The 22,725-nt window shown below is 37.1% G+C and carries 18 protein-coding genes; 9 read left to right on the top strand and 9 right to left on the bottom strand.

The features are described from left to right. The gene (gene truA / locus ACFIKX_RS06790; protein ID WP_375612809.1) at positions 1 to 744 is read left to right on the top strand and encodes a tRNA pseudouridine(38-40) synthase TruA; all 744 of its coding nucleotides are present in this window, start codon (positions 1 to 3) and stop codon (positions 742 to 744) included. Positions 745 to 776: 32 nt separating this feature from the next. Here the strand turns inward: truA and ACFIKX_RS06785 are convergent, their stop codons facing one another. Continuing rightward, positions 777 to 1,640, bottom strand: coding sequence for an LOG family protein (locus tag ACFIKX_RS06785; RefSeq protein WP_375628480.1), 864 nt, complete (start codon positions 1,638 to 1,640; stop codon positions 777 to 779). Positions 1,641 to 1,746: 106 nt separating this feature from the next. Here ACFIKX_RS06785 and dapD point away from each other — a divergent pair, with 106 nt between their 5' ends. Continuing rightward, positions 1,747 to 2,595, top strand: coding sequence for a 2,3,4,5-tetrahydropyridine-2,6-dicarboxylate N-succinyltransferase (dapD, locus tag ACFIKX_RS06780; protein ID WP_375611393.1), 849 nt, complete (start codon positions 1,747 to 1,749; stop codon positions 2,593 to 2,595). A gap of 574 nt (positions 2,596 to 3,169) precedes the next feature. Here the strand turns inward: dapD and lepA are convergent. From lepA to dnaK, 5 genes are all read right to left on the bottom strand, one after another. Then, entirely contained in the window at positions 3,170 to 4,975 is a 1,806-nt protein-coding gene (lepA, locus tag ACFIKX_RS06775) for a translation elongation factor 4 (protein WP_375611467.1), read from the bottom strand. Positions 4,976 to 6,417: 1,442 nt separating this feature from the next. Next, entirely contained in the window at positions 6,418 to 7,332 is a 915-nt protein-coding gene (locus tag ACFIKX_RS06770; RefSeq protein ID WP_273790236.1) for a DMT family transporter, read from the bottom strand. Positions 7,333 to 7,364: 32 nt separating this feature from the next. Next, positions 7,365 to 8,270: an acetylglutamate kinase gene (gene argB / locus ACFIKX_RS06765; RefSeq protein ID WP_375612884.1), complete on the bottom strand. Its 906-nt coding sequence runs from the start codon at positions 8,268 to 8,270 to the stop codon at positions 7,365 to 7,367. A gap of 1,731 nt (positions 8,271 to 10,001) precedes the next feature. Next, positions 10,002 to 11,144: a molecular chaperone DnaJ gene (dnaJ, locus tag ACFIKX_RS06760; RefSeq protein ID WP_375611466.1), complete on the bottom strand. Its 1,143-nt coding sequence runs from the start codon at positions 11,142 to 11,144 to the stop codon at positions 10,002 to 10,004. 158 nt (positions 11,145 to 11,302) lie between these two features. Further along, positions 11,303 to 13,195 (bottom strand): molecular chaperone DnaK, encoded by a 1,893-nt coding sequence (gene dnaK / locus ACFIKX_RS06755; RefSeq protein WP_273790233.1) that lies wholly within the window; start codon positions 13,193 to 13,195, stop codon positions 11,303 to 11,305. A 959-nt stretch (positions 13,196 to 14,154) separates the two neighbouring features. Between dnaK and ACFIKX_RS06750 the strand changes: the two genes are divergently transcribed. Continuing rightward, positions 14,155 to 14,709 carry a copper chaperone PCu(A)C gene (locus tag ACFIKX_RS06750; protein ID WP_375611390.1) on the top strand — a complete coding sequence of 185 codons (555 nt, stop codon included), beginning with the start codon at positions 14,155 to 14,157 and terminating at the stop codon, positions 14,707 to 14,709. A gap of 110 nt (positions 14,710 to 14,819) precedes the next feature. Here ACFIKX_RS06750 and lysM read toward each other — a convergent pair whose 3' ends face one another. Beyond that, positions 14,820 to 15,275 carry a peptidoglycan-binding protein LysM gene (lysM, locus tag ACFIKX_RS06745; RefSeq protein ID WP_375611389.1) on the bottom strand — a complete coding sequence of 152 codons (456 nt, stop codon included), beginning with the start codon at positions 15,273 to 15,275 and terminating at the stop codon, positions 14,820 to 14,822. Between the two features lie 385 nt (positions 15,276 to 15,660). On the opposite strand from lysM, the gene ACFIKX_RS06740 reads away from it, so the two are divergent. The 6 genes from ACFIKX_RS06740 (at position 15,661) to thpR (ending at position 20,709) form a co-directional block, all read left to right on the top strand. Continuing rightward, entirely contained in the window at positions 15,661 to 16,383 is a 723-nt protein-coding gene (locus ACFIKX_RS06740) for a response regulator transcription factor (protein WP_005774392.1), read from the top strand. Between the two features lie 39 nt (positions 16,384 to 16,422). Further along, on the top strand, positions 16,423 to 18,207 hold the full coding sequence (locus ACFIKX_RS06735) for a stimulus-sensing domain-containing protein (protein WP_375628484.1): 1,785 nt from the start codon (positions 16,423 to 16,425) through the stop codon (positions 18,205 to 18,207). Between the two features lie 23 nt (positions 18,208 to 18,230). After that, the gene (locus ACFIKX_RS06730) at positions 18,231 to 18,695 is read left to right on the top strand and encodes an HPr kinase/phosphatase C-terminal domain-containing protein (RefSeq protein WP_375628486.1); all 465 of its coding nucleotides are present in this window, start codon (positions 18,231 to 18,233) and stop codon (positions 18,693 to 18,695) included. Between the two features lie 136 nt (positions 18,696 to 18,831). Continuing rightward, the gene (locus tag ACFIKX_RS06725; protein ID WP_375611386.1) at positions 18,832 to 19,230 is read left to right on the top strand and encodes a PTS sugar transporter subunit IIA; all 399 of its coding nucleotides are present in this window, start codon (positions 18,832 to 18,834) and stop codon (positions 19,228 to 19,230) included. Positions 19,231 to 19,247: 17 nt separating this feature from the next. Then, positions 19,248 to 19,541 (top strand): HPr family phosphocarrier protein, encoded by a 294-nt coding sequence (locus tag ACFIKX_RS06720; protein WP_012754483.1) that lies wholly within the window; start codon positions 19,248 to 19,250, stop codon positions 19,539 to 19,541. Between the two features lie 628 nt (positions 19,542 to 20,169). After that, on the top strand, positions 20,170 to 20,709 hold the full coding sequence (gene thpR, locus ACFIKX_RS06715; protein WP_375620860.1) for an RNA 2',3'-cyclic phosphodiesterase: 540 nt from the start codon (positions 20,170 to 20,172) through the stop codon (positions 20,707 to 20,709). 106 nt (positions 20,710 to 20,815) lie between these two features. Here thpR and grpE read toward each other — a convergent pair whose 3' ends face one another. Together grpE and hrcA are read right to left on the bottom strand one after the other, a co-directional pair. Beyond that, on the bottom strand, positions 20,816 to 21,478 hold the full coding sequence (gene grpE, locus ACFIKX_RS06710; protein WP_375628489.1) for a nucleotide exchange factor GrpE: 663 nt from the start codon (positions 21,476 to 21,478) through the stop codon (positions 20,816 to 20,818). 124 nt (positions 21,479 to 21,602) lie between these two features. Beyond that, entirely contained in the window at positions 21,603 to 22,673 is a 1,071-nt protein-coding gene (gene hrcA / locus ACFIKX_RS06705) for a heat-inducible transcriptional repressor HrcA (protein WP_273790224.1), read from the bottom strand. Between the last annotated feature and the right edge of the window lie 52 nt (positions 22,674 to 22,725).

The raw sequence follows: 22,725 nt of genomic DNA, 5'->3' as shown, positions 1-22,725 counted from the left end.
ATGCCACGTTTTAAACTCACTCTTGAATATGATGGTTCAAATTATGCTGGTTGGCAGCGTCAAGCAAAACTTCACACGATACAAGGAGCTCTTGAACAAGCAATTTTTTGCTTTAGTGGACAACAATTGACCATAACAACAGCAGGAAGAACCGATGCGGGCGTACATGCTACGGGACAAGTTGCGCATGTTGATTTTGAAAAAAACTGGCTCTCCCATACTGTGCGTGACGCGCTCAATGCTCTTTTACGTAAACAGGGAGAGGCGATTTCAATCTTAAATGTAGAAAATGTCCCTGATGACTTTGATGCACGATTTTCCGCTGTAAAACGCCATTATCTTTTTAAAATACTTAATCGTCGCTCTCCACCAGCTTTAAATGCCAAACGCGTGTGGTGGATACCAAAACCTCTTCATGCTGAAGCCATGCATGAAGCTGCGCAAAAGCTTGTAGGACAACATGATTTTACAACTTTCCGTTCAGCACATTGCCAAGCCAAAAGCCCTATTCGCACCCTTGAACGTCTCGATATTCAAAGAGAAGGTGAAGAAATTTTCCTTTATGCACAAGCTCGTTCTTTTCTTCATCATCAAATCCGTTCATTCGCAGGAAGCCTCATGGAAGTGGGTATTGGACGTTGGACAGCTCAAGATCTCGAAACAGCTCTTCATGCTAAAGATCGTAAACGTTGTGGTGTTGTTGCCCCCCCCTCAGGACTTTATTTAACCAAAGTAGAGTATTAATTATCCTTCAAGAGTGAGCATCTCAAAAGTCGTTAAGGCAGTTTATAAAAAGAACGAATTTCTTCAAAAGCTTCTGCTGCTGTATTAACAAATTTCACAAAATTAATATCAGTAGGAGAAATTGTACCTTGTGCAGACAGATACTCAAAATTGACAGTATTGCTCCAAAATTCTTTGCCAAACAATAAAATTGGTACCTGTTTCATACGCCCCGTCTGTACTAAAGTTAACGTCTCAAACAGTTCATCCAGAGTTCCAAATCCGCCAGGGAAAATGGCTAATGCTTTCGCTCGTACTAAAAAATGCATTTTGCGCATCCCCAAATAATGAAAATTGAAACATAAATGCGGCGACACATACGAATTAGGCTCTTGCTCATGTGGTAAAATAATATTCAAGCCAATCGTTGGGGCACCAACATCACAAGCACCACGATTTCCCGCCTCCATGATTCCTGGTCCGCCCCCCGTAACAACCACAAATTCACGATATTCTGTCGTAGCAGAATAGAGTGAGCACAAACGTGCAAACTCTCTTGCTTCATCGTAATAATGTGACATAGCATGCAAATTTTTCTTTTGTATTTCATTTTTTGCAGCCCACGCTGCTTGCCCAGGTTCAGGAATACGCGCACCACCAAACAAAACAACTGTTGATTGAATATCATATTCTTTAAGGGTTATTTCCGGCTTTAAAAATTCAAGACTAATACGTTGTGAACGCAGCTCTGGACGCATCATAAAATCTTGATCGATATAGGCTAAACGATAAGTAGGCGAACGCACCTGTGCTGAATTAGAGACTTTATGGATCTGTTGTAGAGCATCCTTCGTATGGAGAAGTGGCGTCCAGTTTTCTTGCTCCCTTTTTCTTTTTTCTTTACAGCTTTTTTTCATGCACCTGTCCTACTTCCTCATCGTTTTATTGACTGAACACATTTCTTCGCGTAGTTCATAGAGAATAAATCTTGAAGCTTTCAACTTGTTTAACGGAACTCTCGTCATGACCCATATCACACAACTTGAAATTATTATCGAACAAGCTTTTGACGATCGCGATTCTATCGATACTACCACAAAAGGCGAAATACGTGAGAGTGTTGAACATGCATTGAACCTTCTTGATAAAGGTGAAATCCGTGTTGCAGAACGACAAAAAAATGGACAATGGCATGTTCATCAATGGTTGAAAAAAGCGGTTTTACTCTCTTTTCGGCTTAATCCTATGCAAATTATTACTGGTGGAATCAATGGGACACATTGGTGGGATAAAGTTCCTTCAAAATTCTCTGGTTGGCAAGAGGCAGATTTTAAAAGTGCTGATTTCCGTTCCGTTCCTGGAGCCATTGTACGTCATTCTGCTTACATTGCACCCAATGTTATATTGATGCCATCCTTTGTCAATCTTGGTGCTTTTATCGATGAGGGCACAATGGTTGATACATGGACCACCGTTGGTTCTTGTGCACAAATTGGTAAACATGTCCATCTTTCTGGCGGTGTTGGTATTGGAGGTGTTTTAGAACCACTGCAAGCAAATCCAACAATCATTGAAGATCATTGCTTTATCGGTGCTCGCTCTGAAATTGTTGAAGGCTGTATTATCCGTGAAGGTGCTGTTTTGGGAATGGGAGTCTTTATTGGAAAATCAACAAAGATTATTGATCGTACAACAGGTGAAATTTTTATTGGTGAAGTACCAGCCTATTCAGTGGTTGTACCAGGTTCTCTCCCTGGAAAACCTTTACCAAATGGTGAAGCAGGCCCAAACCTTTATTGTGCTGTTATTGTAAAACGCGTTGATCAAAAAACACGAGAAAAAACATCTATTAATGATCTTTTACGTTCTTAGACACAAGATTAATTCATAATAATATTTCATCGTTTTTTAACTTGAATAATAACCTCGAATACAAGGATTCTCTCATTTCAAATCCTTTCATAGTGAATCAATCACTATCATTTCCTTGCTCGTTACAAACACAGTTGGTATGTGGGTAAGAAACACTTCAAGAAAAGAGTGAAATACCTTTAATGAATTCTCTCAAGTGATAAGGACTGTCATAATATTTTGAGCTGAAAAAGAGTATGATAGGTGCGCTTTGCACCTTTCTGACGCGTAAAAGCGGTAATGCCAAATGGATTTTATATCATTCACAGTGTATTTTACGTTATATTTTTCATAGCCCCCGTTGTGAAATGGAGTTTGATGTATTGAGTGATGATTTACGAAAACGAGCACGCCAATATGCAACATAAATGTATTTTGTTTAAAGCATTCTGTTTTACGTGAGAAAGTGATACCATTATGCAATACACAAGAACATGAAGCACGACGCAATTCTATTTAAAAGTGTTCTTTAAACACCTGAACCAATCGACAAAAGCAAAAGCGCAATCAATGAGAGAAAATACCCCTTTTTTCATTATTTGTTCATTTTGAGCGCTTGAATAAATGCCGATTGTGGAATTTCTACTTTTCCAAATTGGCGCATCCGCTTTTTGCCTTCTTTTTGCTTTTCCAAAAGTTTGCGCTTACGCGTAACATCACCCCCGTAACATTTCGCTGTTACATCTTTACGCAAAGCACGAATCGTTTCGCGCGCTATAACTTTACCACCAATAGCCGCTTGAACTGGAATCTGAAACATATGCTGAGGAATAAGATCTTTCAGTTTTTCACACATTGAACGCCCGCGCTTTTCTGCAATCGTGCGGTGAACAAGCATCGATAATGCATCAATAGGCTCTCCATTCACCAAAATAGACATTTTAACTAAATCACCTTCTGCATAATCTGTCATTTGATAATCAAAAGAAGCATAACCCTTTGAAATCGATTTTAGCCGATCATAAAAATCAAAAACAACTTCATTCAGTGGTAAATCATACGTTACCATAGCACGGGTTCCAACATAGGACAAACCAACCTGTACCCCACGCCGCTCTTGGCATAGCTCTAAAATTGACCCAAGATAATTATCAGGAGTCATGATTGTCGCTCGAATCCATGGTTCTTCTATGGAAGAAATTTTAACCACATCAGGCATATCCGCTGGATTGTGCAACTCTTTAACAGAACCATCATTCATATTCATGCGATAAACAACTGAAGGTGCTGTCGCAATTAAATCCAAATTAAACTCACGCTCTAATCGCTCTTGAATAATTTCAAGATGCAGAAGTCCCAAAAAACCACAGCGAAAACCAAACCCCAAAGCCGCAGATGTTTCCATTTCAAAAGAAAAACTCGCATCATTTAAGCGTAATTTGCCCATGGCTGCACGCAAATCATCAAAATCGGCAGCATCAATTGGAAAAAGTCCACAAAAGACAACCGGTTGCGCCGGCTTAAAACCAGGCAAAGCATTTTCACAAGGACGACGCTCTTCAGTAATCGTATCCCCAACCCGTGTATCTGCTACCTCTTTGATAGAAGCAGTGATAAAACCAATCTCGCCTGGTCCTAATTCATCAACCTGTACCATTTTAGGTGTAAAAACCCCAACGCGCTCAACTGGATATTTTGCACCTGTACCCATCATACGAATGGTTTGGCCTTTTTTTAAAATACCATCTATCACCCGTACCAAAACAATGACACCAAGATATGCGTCATACCAGCTATCAACCAACATTGCTTTCAAGGGATTTGCAACATCGCCTGTATGTGGAGGTGGTAATTGTGCAACAATTGCCTCCAGAACATCAGGAACACCCAAACCTGTTTTTGCTGATATTTCTACTGCTTGAGATGTATCAATGCCTATCACATCTTCAATTTGTTCTTTAACACGCTCAGGTTCTGCTGCTGGAAGATCAACTTTATTGAGAACAACAACCAACTCATGGGAATTATCAATGGCTTGATAAACATTTGCTAACGTCTGCGCCTCTACGCCTTGGCTTGCATCCACCACCAACAGAGAACCTTCACAAGCTGCCAGTGAACGCGAAACCTCATAAGCAAAATCCACATGACCTGGTGTATCCATAAGATTTAAAATATAGGTTTCACCATTCTTTGCCTTATAGTGTAAACGTACCGTCTGTGCTTTAATAGTAATTCCACGTTCACGCTCAATATCCATGGAATCGAGTACTTGTTCTTTCATCTCACGTGTATCAAGCCCACCTGTTATTTGAATCAAACGATCAGCTAAAGTGGATTTGCCGTGATCAATATGCGCCACTATGGAAAAATTACGAATATAATTACGATCTATTGTCATATAAGGCGATTTAGCAAAGAATAATACAAAACGCAAAGACCAATTATGCTCCGGCTTCTATCAAAAGAATATAAACCTAAAAAGCTTCTCAAAACACAACTTTTTATAGCCTAAAAAATGAGGCTTTTGTTTGCTAAATTAAATCCAAGGGTGCTAAAATGATCCTTTCACATCTTATTTGATAACTCATATGCTGTAGTAAGCTAGCACCATCACACACTTTGCCAATCTCCAATATTGCGACGATCCTTTACACTTGAAAAAGTTTATAAGGGATATGCCTTTCTTGTACAGTCTTTACCCACATGCCCCCACCCACTTGTGATGTGTAAGAAAGTGATTTGGATTGATTTAACATGAAAATGATTTGAAGTGAGAAAGTTTTACAGTATTCAGGGTTCTAACTCAATGTGAATAATGATATATTATAATTATAAATCAATGTATTATCATATTTATATGATGGGCGTGTATATCATTTAGGCTTGCAATAAATTCGCAAGAAATGCTTTTTTATTTGTACGCAATAATCTTCTTTTTTAGCAATCTTATATAAGATAACATGAATATCGAGGGAGTTTCTTCTTAATTTTTAAAACTTTAGAAATAGGCTTTATTGAACAAAGTTTTTATGTCCTTTTTATACAACTCCTCCCTTCCTTCATTAAATATAAAACACACAAATCCTCTTCGATTCATTGGATAACGCATTGATTTATAATGATCGTTTATTGTTTTGCAATTTAAATTAAAGCTCTGAATATCGCGAGCTTCTCTCATTTTAAATCTTCTCATAATGAATCAATAAATTTTTTGCTCCCCCATTATAAAACAGAGCTAGTGTATGGATAAAAACGTTTAAGAAATGAGTAAAAATACCTCTCTCTTTCAAATGCCAAAAGCTATCGTAATATTGAGAACAGATAAAGAAAATGCTCGTGCCTTTTATTTTAAGTAAAATGATGATGCTCTGTGGTTTTTCTATACTTCATGCAAACCGTCAATGAATATGATGTATATTGAGAAAATTATCTTTTAAAAAACGCTTTAATGTACAACGTTATGGGGATACTTTGGGCGTTCTATTTTGCGTGAGAAGCGTAACTCTATTAAAGGACAAAAGAAATAACGTGCGACAGTGCGTAATTTTCATTATTCAAAAACATTACCGTAGATGTTTTTGAAAGTTGTTAAAGCCGAATTTAAAGATGAGCGTTAATTTTTACCTTTATATCACCTCATGCTTTGGCTCAATGAAGGTTGTCTGCCCGGTTCAGAAATCTGACAAACAGATAGAAGCATACTATTTCTCCACTTTGGCATGCAAAAGCTGGAATAATTTATAGAACTTCTTAATCATCTTAGTATTAAAAAAGCTCCAAAAATGAAAACTCTACAAGCAAAAATCTCATGTAATAAAATCATAATAAAAAAATGTATAGCTAATCAATTTTTTTAATTGCTTTATTTTTTTTACGCCATTGTGAAGGTTGTAATTCAGCCACAATTATCCCAATCAGAATAAGCAAACCGCCCAATAAAGCTAAGGGAGATAAATGTTCGCCAGCCAAACGCCCAACAATACCAGCCCATACCGGTTCACCTGCGTAAATGAGTGTCGCACGCGTAGGGGAAATAGACTTTTGTGCCCAATTCATAGCTAATTGAATGATGGCACTCATTAATGCCAATCCTATACCAATATTAAACCACACCCACGAAAATTCAGGGATGCTTTCACCCATCAAAGGCATACAAGCAAATGAAAAAAAACCACTAAAAAATAACTGAATAATGGTTACACGCCGACTATCAACCTTGTTCGCAAAAATTCCGATGAGTATGACTTCTCCAGCAATCGCTAAAGCGCCTAACAAAGTTAAAATTTCGCCTTTTGAAAAATCAAAATTTCCCGGCTTTTGTCCTGAAATAAATACAAGCCCAATAAAAGCGAAAATAATACCAATCCAACAAGCTAAACGGGGAGGTTTTTTAAAAACAATCCATTGCAAGATTGGAACCATCGGTACATAAAGCGCTGTGATAAAAGCTGACTGACTACTAATAATTGTTTGAAGTCCAGCTGCTTGAAAAGCATAACCAAAAAACATGGCTAAACCTATCGCCATCCCAGCGAAAACTTCATAAACAGTTATACCTTTTATAGAGCGCCAAAAAATTACCCCACATATAAGAGATGCAACAATAAAACGAAATCCAACAAAAAACAGAGGACCACTATAGCGTACCGCAATGTGAATGACTAAAAATGTAACGCCCCACAATATTGTCGCAGTAAATATTGCCAATTCTGGCTTACTTAATAAAGGATATTTAAACTGTTTTAGATTCACCATGAAAAACTTTCTCTTCCAATTTTCCCCACAATTTATGAAACAATAAGCGTTCCAACTCCCTGTTCGGTAAACAGCTCTAGTAAAACAGAATGAGGAGTTTTACCATTTAAAATGACAACACCTTCCACGCCATTTTGAAGGGCTTTTATACAAGTCTCTACTTTTGGAATCATGCCTCCTGAAATTGTCCCATTTTTAATAAATTTCTCAGCTTCAGCAACTGTCAATTCTTTTAAAAGTTTACCCTGTTTATCCAAAACACCAGGAACATCAGTGAGAAATAAAAGGCGTTTAGCCTCTAATGCACCAGCAATAGCTCCAGCAAAAATATCAGCATTGATATTATAAGTTTTACCATCGCGTCCTGGAGCTACAGGAGCAAGAACTGGTATCATTTCAGAAGATGCTAAAAGATCTAGCAATGTGCGGTCAACTTCAACAGGCTCACCAACAAACCCCAAATCTAAAACACGTTCAATATGCGAATCAGGATCAATGACAGTTTTATAAGCCTTTTCGGCAAAAACCATATTGCCATCCTTGCCGCATAATCCTATTGCCCATTCACCCTCAGCATTGATGAGAGCAACAATTTCTTTATTTATGGAACCCGCTAAAACCATTTCAACCACTTCAACGATCCGCTCATCGGTTACCCGTAGTCCGTTTTCAAATCGTGATTCAATCCCCATTTTCATTAAAATTTCAGCAATTTGAGGACCACCACCATGAACAACAACAGGATTAATCCCCGATTGCTTTAATAGAGCAATATCACGCGCAAATGCTCGCCCCAAAGCAGGATCACCCATAGCATGGCCGCCATATTTTACCACGACCGTTTCATTTTCATATTTTTGCATATAAGGTAAAGCAGACGATAAAAATGCTGCTTGTTTTTCCAAAACATCTACATCACCGTTTTTAGCATCATCCATCAATAGAGCCTCCTCATCACTTTTTACCATCTCTTAATGAAATTTAGGAAAAGTGAAAACAATAAAACCAAACTTTACTCTATCCACCCCCTCCCCTGAAAACCGTCAATTTTCCTCTAAATTACGAAAAAGGAATAGCAAAATGAAATACAAAAAACTTCCTTTAAAAATTGACAGCGAAAAATTAAACAAAATAGACGTAAAAAAATGTCATTATTTTATGATCTTATATATAAAATTGAAAAGCAAAATTTTGAAGCTAAGCCGTACATTCAACTCATTAGTTTATCCCTACGGATACTTAACAATGAATGGGAATATATACAACCATTGATTTTATAAGATAAAAATAAAGTTTCTTATAATAATAAAATTAACATATTCCCAAGATTAAGAAATCACTCAACCGCTTTATAGCTTATCTCAATAAACTATAACTTTGGTTTTAAAAATTTGACTTTTTCTCAATCATAAAACATGAGGAAATGTCAACTGAACGCTCCTTATGGAGAATCATAATAAGTTGATTTATAATAATAATTTATCTTTTTATATCGTAAAATCGAAAAAAGGCTTTGCAACATTATCCATATATTGTGATAGCTCTTCAAAAGCATCTTCGTAAAAGCATTTAATTGTTTAGATTACTCTCTTCGTAAGATTTGATAAAATTTCTCATTTTCATGATCTGTCATTAAGTTTTTCTTTTTGCATAGCAATACATGCTTGAATTATTCAATGTTTTTTAGAATTGTTAATTCTTTTAATGTATTATTTTAATTATGTTATTTTATGAAAAAAGATTCATTTCGTATACTTCTCTTTCCATATCACTAACAATTTCAATAATATGTCGTGCTGTTTTCTAAGCATATTGTGCTATTTTTTTATTGTATTTGTTTTTTCTTTTTAAAGGTAACTTCCTCTATCTTCCCACCAACTTTTTATTATGCCAATAAATTCAATTAAGTGAATTCCATCGAATCTGTTTCCCCACAAGAGAGATACATCGAATACCTCAAAAAGTGTTTTGTTATGTCTTCTTTAGCATTCAACACACATTATCTCATTCCACAATTTCTTTGGAACAAAATAAACTTGATTATAGCGTTTTTATTATCTGGAAGAACTATTTATGACATCAGAAATACAAAACTAAATCCGCATCTAAAAAGACATGATTACTGCTAAAAGCTAAGATGAGGCATGTAAAAGCTATTCCGAACAAAATAACCCTTATTTTAAAGGAAGCAGTGATTAAAACTATGAAAAATGCCAAAAATAAAATCGGTTATAAGAAGTTGATACTTTATTTGAAAAAGATGGATTGCCTAACAGCTTATTTAGCGTTTCTTGGCAAGCCGCTACCTATTTTATAGTTTTATTATAGAGCCTTTAAAAAGAAATTTTGAGTGAAAAATAAACACCAAAAATACTGAATGCATAAAGGCAGTTATCATGACACTGGCAATATTTATTATCAATCACTCAATTGCGTTCTTATATGGATAAGCCCTTTTTAAAATGTCATAGACACTCAAAAATAAGACTTATCCATAAAACTCATGAAATATAAAAACTATCAGCAGCAGGAGTTTATCCTAAATTAGCTGTCTCTCTCTTTTCTTTTCAAGAAAAAATGCTTTTCAAAGATAATGAGACAATAGAAAGCTTAATGAAAATAACTTTCCCACAGTTCTCTCTAATTATTCTGAGAACATTCACATAATTTTAACCAGAAATATTTTCAAAAAATTCTTTCATACGTGAAAAAAAACCATGTGATTGCGGTGAATTTTCATGATTTGAGAGTTTCTCAAATTTTTGCAACAATTCACGTTGTTCTTGCGTTAATTTCTGCGGTGTCTCAATCGTGATATGGATGTAAAGATCACCCCTTGCTTGCTGACGGCGCAACATGGGCATACCTTTGCCTCTAAGGCGGAATTGACGTCCATTTTGTGTCCCTTCTGGAATCTTAACGCGTGCTTTAACACCATCAAGGTCGGAAACTTCAAACTCTCCTCCTAAAGCAGCTGTTACCATTGAAATAGGAACGCGACAGTGAAGATCTGCTCCTTCTCGCTGAAAAAACTCATGCGGTTTAATGGAAAGGAAAATATAAAGATCACCATTGGGGCCACCACGAATACCAGCATCACCCTCACCAGAAAGGCGAATACGCGTTCCATCTTCAATACCAGCTGGAACATTTACGCTTAATGAACGTTTTTTCTCTATACGCCGTGTCCCCTGACATTTGGGGCATGGATCCGTAATAGTTTCACCACGTCCATGACATGTAGGACATGTCCGCTCAATAGAAAAGAAACCCTGTGCAGCACGCACACGACCAGATCCATGACATGTTCCACAAACTTGCGGCTTAGAGCCTTTTCTCGCTCCTGATCCTTCACAAACATCACACGTAACGGAACTGGGAATATTAATTTCTGCAGTTTTTCCTGAAAATGCCTCTTCTAAAGTCACTTCCATATTATAACTCAAATCTGCGCCACGTTCGCGACTATCACCACGCTTACGGTGTGTCCCTCCCATAATCTCACCAAAAAAGTCTTCGAAAATATCCGCAAATCCACCACCAGCAGCAAAACCACCAAAGGGATTTGCTCCCCCTTGACCACCGCTATTTTCAAAGGCCGCATGGCCAAATCGATCATAAGCAGCACGCTTCTGGGGATCTTTAAGAACTTCATAGGCTTCGCCAATTTCTTTGAATTTTCGCTCTGCCTCTTTATCCCCCGCGTTGCGATCAGGATGATATTGCATTGCCAACTTACGAAAAGCAGATTTCAACTTTTTATCATCACATTCGCGAGTCACGCCAAGAATTTCATAATAGTCAACCTTCATCATGTATTCCTGATAATTTTTCTGTCATCCATCTTTATGGATAATATTGCTTTTAATTTATATTTTTAGCAACAAAGTTGCAACTTATCTCAAATAATAAAGCCCAGCCTTATATTTCAAAGGCCGGGTTTATCAATTAATCAACACATATGCTGACACTATTTCTTCTTATCATTAACTTCTTCAAAATCAGCATCAACAACATCATCATTCTTTGCCTCTGTTTCAGTGTCAGCGCTCGCTGCTTGTGAGGCTTCGTACATAGCCTGTCCAAGTTTCATACTGACTTCTGCTAATTTTTGCATCTTTGTTGTTACTTCTTCCGTATCACTGCCTTCAAGCGCAGATTTCAAATCAGATATTGCTGTTTCAATCTGTCCCTTTTCTTCAGCTGATACTTTATCGCCATATTCATTGAGCGACTTTTCAGTTGAATGAATAAGAGCCTCCGCTTGATTTCTAGCTTCAACACCTTCACGGCGTTTTTTATCCTCAGCCGCGTGCTCTTCTGCATCCTTTACCATTTTTTCAATATCAGCATCACTTAAACCACCTGATGCCTGAATACGAATTTGATGCTCTTTACCTGTTCCCTTATCTTTGGCCGAAACATTAACAATACCATTCGCATCAATATCAAAAGTAACTTCAATTTGAGGTATACCACGTGGGGCTGGAGGAATACCAACAAGATCAAATTGAGCCAATAACTTATTATCACTTGCCATTTCCCGTTCACCTTGGAAAACACGAATCGTCACAGCACTCTGGTTATCATCAGCTGTCGAAAAAACTTGCGATTTTTTCGTCGGGATAGTGGTATTGCGCTCAATAAGGCGTGTGAAAACCCCACCCAAGGTTTCAATACCCAAAGATAAAGGTGTTACATCTAGCAACAACACATCTTTGACATCGCCTTGCAATACACCTCCTTGGATGGCAGCACCCATTGCGACCACTTCATCAGGATTAACGCCTTTGTGTGGATCCTTACCAAAGAAGCTCTGCACAACTTGCTGAATCTTGGGCATACGTGTCATTCCACCCACTAAAACAACTTCGTCAATCTCACCGGCCTTTAATCCAGCATCTTTCAACGCAGCTTTACAAGGTTCAATGGTACGCTGCACTAAATCGTCAACGAGAGATTCAAATTTTGCCCGAGTCAATTTCATTGTTAAGTGCTTGGGACCTGATTGATCTGCCGTGATAAATGGTAAATTGATTTCTGTTTGCTGTGACGAAGAAAGCTCAATTTTTGCTTTTTCTGCCGCTTCTTTTAAGCGCTGTAAAGCGAGTTTATCATTTTTCAGATCAATTCCTTGTTCTTTTTTGAATTCATCGGCAAAATAACCGACCAAGCGCATGTCAAAGTCTTCACCCCCTAAAAACGTATCCCCATTGGTTGACTTAACTTCAAAAACGCCATCTCCAATTTCAAGGACTGAAATATCAAATGTACCACCACCAAGGTCGTAAACAGCAATTGTTTTTCCGTCCTTTTTGTCCAAACCATAAGCTAAAGCAGCAGCAGTTGGCTCATTAATAATCCGTAAAACTTCAAGTCCAGCAATTTTACCTGCGTCTTTCGTGGCTTGACGTTGCGCATCATTAAAATAAGCAGGAACCGTAATAACGGCTTGTTCAACTTTTTCACCAAGATAAGATTCTGCTGTTTCCTTCATCTTTTGCAAAATCATAGCTGAAATTTGTGACGGAGAATATTTCTTTCCCGCCTCTTCAACCCATGCATCACCATTGTCACCTTTAACAATTTTATAAGGAACAAGCGCTTTATCTTTTTCAACCATAGGGTCATCAAAACGGCGCCCTATCAAACGTTTAACTGCAAAAACTGTCCCTTCAGGATTTGTCACCGCCTGCCGTTTAGCAGGCTGCCCAACAAGCCGCTCCCCCCCATCAGTAAAGGCAACAACGGAAGGTGTTGTTCGCGCTCCTTCTGAGTTTTCAATAACTTTTGCGTTTTTGCCATCCATAACAGCCACACAAGAGTTCGTTGTCCCCAAATCAATACCAATTACTTTTGCCATATTATAATCTCCATTCAGCAAGCTACCTCAACCTTCATAAAGCATCTTTTTAAGATAGCTCCTCATAACACCTAAAGCCCGTATATTGCTTCAAGCAATATAAATAATAATAAACTGCAAGTCGCAACAAGCCTTGCTGCCTCGTATATAAGAACAGGCTTTTATTGCTACAAGAGAATAATGAGAGAAACATCTCCAAAATAAAAAATTTATTTTAAAATAGGCACTCTAATGACCCATAAATACCATATTTATGAGAGACTTGAGAGCATAATATATTTTTCTTGCAATTCTCAAAAAATATATCTTTCTATAAAAATTAAAAAATAAAAGAATGATTGCACTCTCGCTCTTGATCTTCTCATCATTGATAAAATCATACTCACGTAAAAGCTTTTTAAAAGGCGAATAATTTATATCACAAATATTATAAATTTTCCTTGGACTAAAATAGTCATCATATCTAATGCTCATATCAGTAAAGGTATTATCTATCGATCTCCTTTTAAAAATTCTCCTTCTAACGGTCTCATTGTTTGCGGCTATTTGAAATCTGTGCTTTAAATTCATCTAAAGCGTTTTTTCTTAACTGTATAATTTTGAACTTTGAAAATATATAAAAATACCTCTGTATAAACGCTTTAAAATGCCAAGAGCTGTCATAATATTAAAATTGGTAAAGTAGTTGATGATTGTTCTGTATTATATCTTCATTAAGTAAAATAGTAGTGCATCATAGATTTTATACCATTTGCAAATACTATTTATGAGATGAACACGGAAGCGTTAAGAGGTGTGTTGTCATTGTAAATCTTACTGTCTTCTTTTAAATTTCAAGAATTCTATGATTTTTATATTCAAATCAATTTCATTTTAGCATTTCTTTCTTTTATTTTAAATAAAAGCTCTGCTAAAATAAAAATATTCAAAGTGTGAATCTTATGAAGGAGGGTAAATCAATGATGACATCTATTATTAAAAAAATAACAAATCTCATCTTTAAGAATATAATACATACACAATATCCATACAAAAAGGTTATCATAAATATCGTGTGTGCTCTTCTCTTTGCTGGTATAACCTTGCCAGCAGGTGCTCAGCAATATAAACTTGGCGACATAGAAATTCTCAATCCTTGGACACGCGAAACACCTAGAGGTATAAGAGTTGGTAGCGGTTATCTCTACATTATTAATCACAGTAATACCCCAGACCGTTTGGTTTCTATTTCCACAAACGGAGTAAAAACAACAGAGATACACTCTATGGCTGTCGTTAATGATATTATGAAAATGGAAAAAATGCACAATGGCATTGAAATTCCGGGAAATGGCGAAATCACGCTTAAGCCTGGCGGTGATCATATTATGTTCATGGGGCTTTCACAACCATTTAAGTTAGGTGATAAAATTAGCGCAAAATTAACATTTGAGAAAGCAGGAACCATTGATGTTGATTTCTCTGTAAACGCTATGAAAGTACCATCACCTTCTAAATCCTCTCCTGTTCACTAAGCTCCTTTTATTATAAATACACACTTTATAAAATGAAGAAGCGTGAAATTTTTTACGCTTCTTTATTTTTTGTTTAATGCCATCAGTAAAAAATTATCCCCTTTGATGAATTAACTATGGTCAATTTCAGGAATACGTAAAACTTGTCCAGGATAAATTTTATCGGGAGATTTTAGCATTGGCTTATTGGCTTCAAAAATAAATGTGTTTTTATTACCTTGCCCTTTTCCATAAACCTCTTCAGCAATTTTCCAAAGATTATCACCAGATTTAACCTCATAAAAGCGAGAAGTTTTTCTAGGCGTTGTATCTATAACCTTTAATTGATTAACATCTACAGAAGAGATACCTTGTGAATTGCCAACAACCAGCAGTGCTTTTTCAAGTGTTTCCCTATCTGGAACTTCACCGCTTAAAATAGCTTTACCGTCTTCAACTTGAATATTGACTTTTTCTGTACCGAGTTGAAAATGATCAAATGCTCTCTTAAAATCCTTTTCTTTTGGTTCATGGTCCCCAATACCTAACTTTTCCCCTACGGTTTTAATAAAATTAAAAAATCCCATTACGACCTCCTTTCGTGTAGCAGAAACAAATTTTTGTGCATATATTGCCACATTCTTTTCTTTGCTCTTAAAACACATAGGCAGATTTTCTAAACTTCAACAATCAAAACTACATCTGTTCAATTATGAGACAAATACAATAATAAACTTTGTAATAAACCTTGATAAAAAAGCCTTTATGAAAATTTTCTCTCAAATGAAAGGATCTTAATAGACGTAGAAACATTATAAATTATGAAAGCAAAACAAGATTTTACAGTAATGACAAAAGGTTTTTTACTTTGCTACAATTTGTATCATATTTGTTTTGCAAAAAAAATATGAACTCCCATATAAATAAGTGTGGGTAATTTGCTACCACAGCAATAGAAAGGTCTAAGAAACCATGAAAGATACACCAACAATCACGCAAACGATTGTACTTGTTGATGATGATCGCAATATTTTGACATCTTTATCTTTTGCGCTTGAGACAGAAGGATATCGGGTTGAAAGCTATACAGATGGAGCATCTGCACTCAAGGGTCTCACACTTCACCCTCCACACTTAGCTATTTTTGATATTAAAATGCCCCGAATGGATGGGATGGAACTTTTGCGTCGTTTGCGTCAAAAATCTGATCTTCCAGTTATTTTTCTTACCTCTAAAGATGATGAAATTGATGAATTATTTGGTCTCAAAATGGGAGCTGATGATTTTATTACTAAACCTTTCTCCCAACGTCTTCTTATTGAACGCGTGAAAGCTATTTTACGCCGTTCTAATGCACGTAACCAACCGCTTTCTACAGGAACTTCTTCCACCTCTTCTCTCAAACGCGGAGATCTTGTGATGGATCAAGAACGCCACACCTGTACATGGAAAGATAAACCTGTTATTTTAACCGTTACGGAATTTTTGATTCTGCAAACCTTAGCACAAAGACCAGGAGTTGTAAAAAGTCGTGATGCTTTAATGGATGCTGCTTATAGTGATCAAGTCTACGTAGATGATCGCACCATTGATAGTCACATTAAACGTCTGCGTAAAAAGTTTAAACAAGTGGATGATGATTTTGCAATGATTGAAACACTTTATGGTGTAGGTTATCGTTTCCACGAGGTATAAAACTACTTTGTCGCAAAAATTTGAATGGCAATCAAATCGATGACAGACAATTCTCAACTGGAAACTTTACAAAAAACAACCGTTAATGGTACATCCTCAACGCCATTTCTTATGTTCGCTCGTTTGCATCTTCGAACACAACGTCTCTTTAGACAATTGCTTTTTTCCAGCCTCACACGTCGCATTGTTATATTAAACATTGCTGCTCTTGCCGTTTTAGTTACAGGCATTTTATACCTTAACCAATTTCGCGATGGTTTAATTGAAGCAAAAATCAAAAGTTTATGTACCCAAGGAAAAATTATTGCTGGAGCTATTGCTGCTTCTGCAACAGTAGATACAAATTCTATCCTCATTGACCCCCAAAAACTCTTAGAGTTACAGACTGGTGAAAGCGTTACACCCGCTCCTCAATCAACCGATTCTTGGGATTTTCCTATTAACCCTGAGCAAGTTGCCCCTCTTTTACGGCGTCTTATTACACCTAAAACGACAAGAGCACGTATCTATGATCGTGATGCTACTCTCCTTCTTGATTCGCGCGTTCTTTATTCTAGTGGAGAAGTTTTTAGTTATGATTTACCCCCACTTAAAACAGAACAAAACATGTGGGATCGCCTTACTTCATGGTATTCAAGCGCATTTTATGGCAAAGGTATTGCTCTTGACAGAGAACAAACAAAAACCAGTGGTATTGCTTATCCAGAAGTGTACCGCGCATTAAACGGATCTCTTGCTACGGCTAAAAGACGCAACAGACAAGGGCAATTAATTGTTTCTGTTGCCGTTCCTGTTCAACGCTATCGCGCAGTGGTTGGAGCTCTTCTTCTTTCAACCACTGGTTCCGATATTGATAACATTGTAAAAGGCGAAAGACTGGTTATCTTTAAAGTTTTTGCCGTTGTAGGTAGCGTACTTTTGGTTCTTTCTCTCTTTTTGGCCCATACGATTGCCCATCCATTAAGTAAATTATCTGCCTCGGCTAATCGAGTGCGTAATGGTAATAATCAGCGTGTAGAAATTCCTGATTTTTCAATGCGTGAAGATGAAATTGGTCACCTTTCAACTTCTATTCGTGATATGACCAATGCCCTTTATATGCGTATTGAAGCCATTGAACGCTTTGCTGCTGATGTAAGCCACGAATTAAAAAATCCTCTCACCTCTCTACGCAGTGCTGTTGAAACGCTCCCTCTGGCTAAAAATGAAGAAGCACAAGAAAAATTGCTGGAAATTATTCAACATGATGTGCGCCGCCTTGATCGGTTGATTACAGATATTTCTGATGCATCGCGACTCGATGCAGAGCTTGCACGAGAAACCGCAGAGATTGTTGATATGACACCGCTTTTGGAAAGTCTTGTTCATGCTGTTCAGGAAGTGTATCGTAATACGCAAACTATTGATATAAGCCTTAATATTGTCCCACGTTCTCATGGAAAAGCTTATCTTGTATTGGGACATGAACTTCGTTTAGGACAAGTGATTTCAAATCTTCTTGAAAATGCGCGTTCTTTTATTCCTCGGAATCGTGGCAAAATTTGCATTACTATGAAAAGTCATGCTTCAATCCTTATTTTAACCATTGAAGATAATGGCCCAGGTATTCGTTCAGAAAATATTGAACGCATTTTTGAACGTTTTTACACAGATCGACCAAATGAAGATGCTTTTGGACAAAACTCTGGACTTGGCCTTTCTATTAGTCGGCAAATCATCGAGGCTCATAATGGGACAATTACAGCCGAAAATATTATTGATCCTACACTTGGGAAGTGTAAAACTGGTGCACGTTTTACTATCATGCTTCCGCTTGCTAAATAAATCTTTTATCCAAAGTAAAAGACATGAAAACAAAATGTGAAATACTCCACGCAAATTGCCTTCAACTAGGCGGCAAGGGGCTGTTAATTATAGGTCCATCCGGATCAGGAAAATCAACCATCACCCTTTCTTTGCTTGACCGCGCTGAGTGGTCAAAACGTGAAGCGAAGCTTATCAGTGATGATTATACAATGTTGCGTGCGGAAAATGGAAAGCTTCACGGATACACTCCTGATAATTTAGAGGGCGGCATCGAGATTCGTGGCGTTGGTCTTTATATGATAGAATTTGAAAAGCACACAACTATCGATTGTGTTATTTTTCTCGGTCCGGAATATGAACGTTTTTCCACAAATAAAACTTTTCAATTTGAAAATTTGCACATTCCTCTTTTAAAACTTCCCTCTCTTCGTGAAGCCGATTGTACAGCCATTTGTCAAGCTATTGAAGCATTTTTGTTTAGAAAAGTATGGCAAAAATCTGTCTAATTTTTTTCTAAAGATAAAAAAATCACAATTTTTGCCTTTTTTTTGCAAATTTTTCTTGGCAGCAAGATAAAGCCTTGTACAATGTCTTTCCCACCAACTATGGTTGGGTCTTATTAGTTAACAGGAGTTTGCGTAAATGATTGGACTCGTGCTTGTAACGCACGGTGAGCTGGCTGTCGAATTTTTACATGCCGTGGAACATGTTGTTGGAGTACAAGAAAAGTTCGCAACAATATGCGTTTATCCCGATGACGATATAGATCAGCGCCGAGGTGATATTATAGCCGCAGTAACCGATACAGATACGGATCATGGCGTCATCATATTAACAGATGTGTTCGGTGGAACACCATCAAATATAGCTATTCCTGCTATTGAAAAAGGACGCGTTGAAATGATTGCGGGTGTTAATTTGCCCATGCTTATTAAACTGATTTCTATTCGCAAATGTCCTGATATTTCATTATCAGACGCGTTAAGAATAGCACAAGAAGCAGGGCGTAAATATATTAATGTACCAAGTATGATTTTATAGCGGATAATAAAATACCAATGTTTTCCAAAGATACCCTCCCATGTATAAGTCGTCATTTCAATATCTGTAATAAACGTGGGTTGCATGCACGTGCTTCTGCAAAATTTGTACAAACTGTTGACAATTTTAATGTTACTGTTGAAGTTGAAAAGGACGGGAAAATTGTTGGCGGATCATCAATTATGGGACTTATGATGCTAGCGGCTTCATCCGGTTGCAACCTCACCATTCGTGTTTCAGGACCAGAAGCAACAGATGCTCTTAATGCTCTTGAAAAGCTCATCAATAACAACTTTGGAGAGGAAAACTAGTGCTTTTTCATCATAAACAAAGATGATAATTCTTAGAAAATAGGAACTTTCGATCATTATTTTGAATTTTAATTTCTCTTCCCGCTTTTATACCAATATTCATATCCATTATAGATTGGCATAATTATCATAAATGTAAAAGCTTATAGTAATTTTGTTATGCTCGATTTTTTTCTTCCTTTCCTAACATTATTTGACCAATTTGAATAGTTTTGCGTATTATGGCTATTCCCCGACTTAATCATATAATTAAATTTTTACAGAAAAGAGAACTCTTTACCTTGTATTAAAGTATGCTTTATTTTAGGCTAAAGATAAATGTCAAAATAATTTCGCACATCAAAAATCTATCAACTTTTCTTATTTTCTGCTAACTTTGTAGCCTTTATAATACACAAGTAATCTTCCATTGCACATCATTGTGATACAGATCCTGAAAACGCAATTCTTATCAATATCATAACTATTTTCTTAAAACAAATAAGCTGTGTATATTCATAATTATGGTAAGCATTTTTTAAACATTATTTTTCTATACTATTGCCTTATGTTCTTTGGTAGACAACACACTCTCGTTATCTATCATTGTGCTTGGAGTGGCATCTTTTCATTGTAAAGAGGTAATATTGTGGGTCGTCTATTTAGTGCCCTTCAAATTCCTCAACAAACAACACAACAACTTGTGTCGTTGCAAAGTGGCTTACCAAATACGCAGTGGATTAATTCGCAAAATTTTCATGTCACCTTATCTTTTTTTGGCAAAGTTGAAAGTTCTACCGCAGATATACTTATGCACGCCTTTGACACAATAAAGCTCTCTCCTTTTATGCTACAAATAGATGGCTTTGATATTTTTGGTTCAGAAAATACTGCCCCCTCTCTTGTTATTCGCATTAAACCTTGTAAAGCTCTCAATCTTCTACACGAAAAGATGCAATCTATCCGTAGCCATTTAGGTCTAACACCTGATGAAAGAGAATTTACTCCACATATTACTATTGCGCGACTGCTTGATACTAAACCTGAAGACCTTGTTCCTTATCTGTTCTTTCGAAGGAATTTTTCATTTCCTCCTTTTGAGGTTGATCATTTTGTTTTATTTTCATCGCCATTTCCCTCAAGCGATGCCGTGTATGTTGTAAAAGGAAATTGGCCACTTCAAAAATAAAAGGGTGTTTGTCACACCCTTTAAAAACTCTTTGAGAAAAGACCCTATATATATGAAACTGCAGGGAATACTGCATTTTACGATAGAGGTTTGTTATTGATGTGTTTTAAGCCGAATCAGCTTCAACAGAAGCTTCTTTTGCTCCTCCTTTAGCTACACCCACTATAGCTGGACGTAGCACCCTTTCCCCGATAATATAACCTGCCTGAACCACTTGTTGAACAGTATTATCTGGAACATCAGCATTGGGAATTTCAAACATCGCTTGATGAAAGTGAGGATCAAATTTTTGCCCCTCTGGATGAATTTTTTGCACCCCATGACGTTCTAATGCTGCCATCATGGCACGTTCAGTCATTTCAACGCCTTCTGCTAATGATTTCAAACCAGCATCACTCTCCCGTGCACCTTCTGGAATCGCTTCCAAAGCACGATTGAGATTGTCAGAAACCGATAACATATCCCTTGCAAAATTAGCAATGGAATAAGCCTTTGCATCCGCCACATCTCGCATAGTACGGCGTCGAAGATTTTCCATATCTGCAACAAGACGTAAAAGTTGATCTTTCAATTCTTTATTTTCATCCTTCAAAGACGCTAAAAGATCACTAACCTCATTGCTTTCTGTTTCAACGACTTCGTGTTCCTCTGTTTTATGTGTTTTTAAAAATTCATCGGCTGCCTGTTTAAGTGTATTACGATCAGCTGGATTTTTTAAATCACAATTTTCAAATGAAGCGTCAGTAAATTTGTTTTTTTCATCAGACATAAAAATTTTATTCCTTCATAAGATTCGTTATTCTCGATATCGAAATTCTACAGACAAAAATCAAGGGGTATCGATGTATATAATACAATGAGCTTTTATAGTACAAATACTTACTTGCACCGTTTTAACGCAATAACTGTGACACAAGTTGAGCTGTATAATCAACCATGGGCACAATCCTTGCATAATTAAGCCGTGTGGGACCAATAACGCCTAAAGCACCAATGACTCTTTGTTGTGAATCACGATAAGGTGCTACAACTAAAGAAGAACCAGAAAGTGAAAATAGCTTATTTTCTGAACCAATAAAAATTCGAACCCCCGAACCTTCATCCGTTAAATCAAGAAGCTGTGCCATACTCTCACGTGTTTCAAGATCATCAAACAAATGGCGCAACCGTTCTAAATCTTCTTCTGCTTTTACATCTTCAAGCAAATTGCTACGCCCGCGAACAATGAGGTGTATTTTATGATCAGCATCTTCTCCTCCCCAAAGAGCTAATCCCGTTTCAACAAGATGATGCGATAAATCATCAAGTGCAGCCCGTGTTTCTGCACATAAGCGGGCAATTTCCCCTTTAGCTTCACTTAGTGTGCGCCCTTGGATATGGGCATTGAGAAAATTCGTTGCTTCCGTCAATTGTGCATGAGTAACCCCTTCTGGTAAATGAACAATACGATTTTCAACTTCACCTTGTTGAGTCACCAAAACGGCAAGAGCATGCTCCCTATCAAGGCGCACAAATTCAATATGTTTCAATGTTCCTTCTTGTTTCGTTGCTAAAACAAGCCCTGCCCCACGTGAAAGATCTGAAAGAACTCGGCTTGCTTGAACAAGAAAATGTTCAACCGATTGTGCATGACCAGCCTCTTTGACTTGCATTTCAATATTTTCTCGCTCTTCGTTTGGCAAATCACCCGCTTCCATAAATGCATCAACAAAAAAGCGTAAACCTGATTGTGTCGGCATTCGACCCGCAGAAACATGTGGTGCATAAATCAAACCGAGATGTTCAAGATCACTCATCACGTTACGAATCGTTGCAGGTGATAATGTCTGTTGCAAAAGCCGCGAAAGATTACGTGACCCTACAGGTTCCCCATCATTAAGATAAGCTTCAACAATATGGCGAAAAATATCACGCGAACGCTCATCAAGATATTTTAGTTCATTATCAATAGTTTTGTGTTTCATCACAATTGTTTCACTATTTTTAAAATCCTCATCTCTTATATAAGTTTTGCCA

This window comes from Bartonella sp. CM86QHHN (genome assembly GCF_042194695.1).
In the GTDB taxonomy this organism is placed as follows: Bacteria; Pseudomonadota; Alphaproteobacteria; order Rhizobiales; family Rhizobiaceae; genus Bartonella.
The sequence above is the reverse complement of the archived record's forward strand: the minus strand, read 5'-3'. Positions and strand labels throughout refer to the sequence as shown.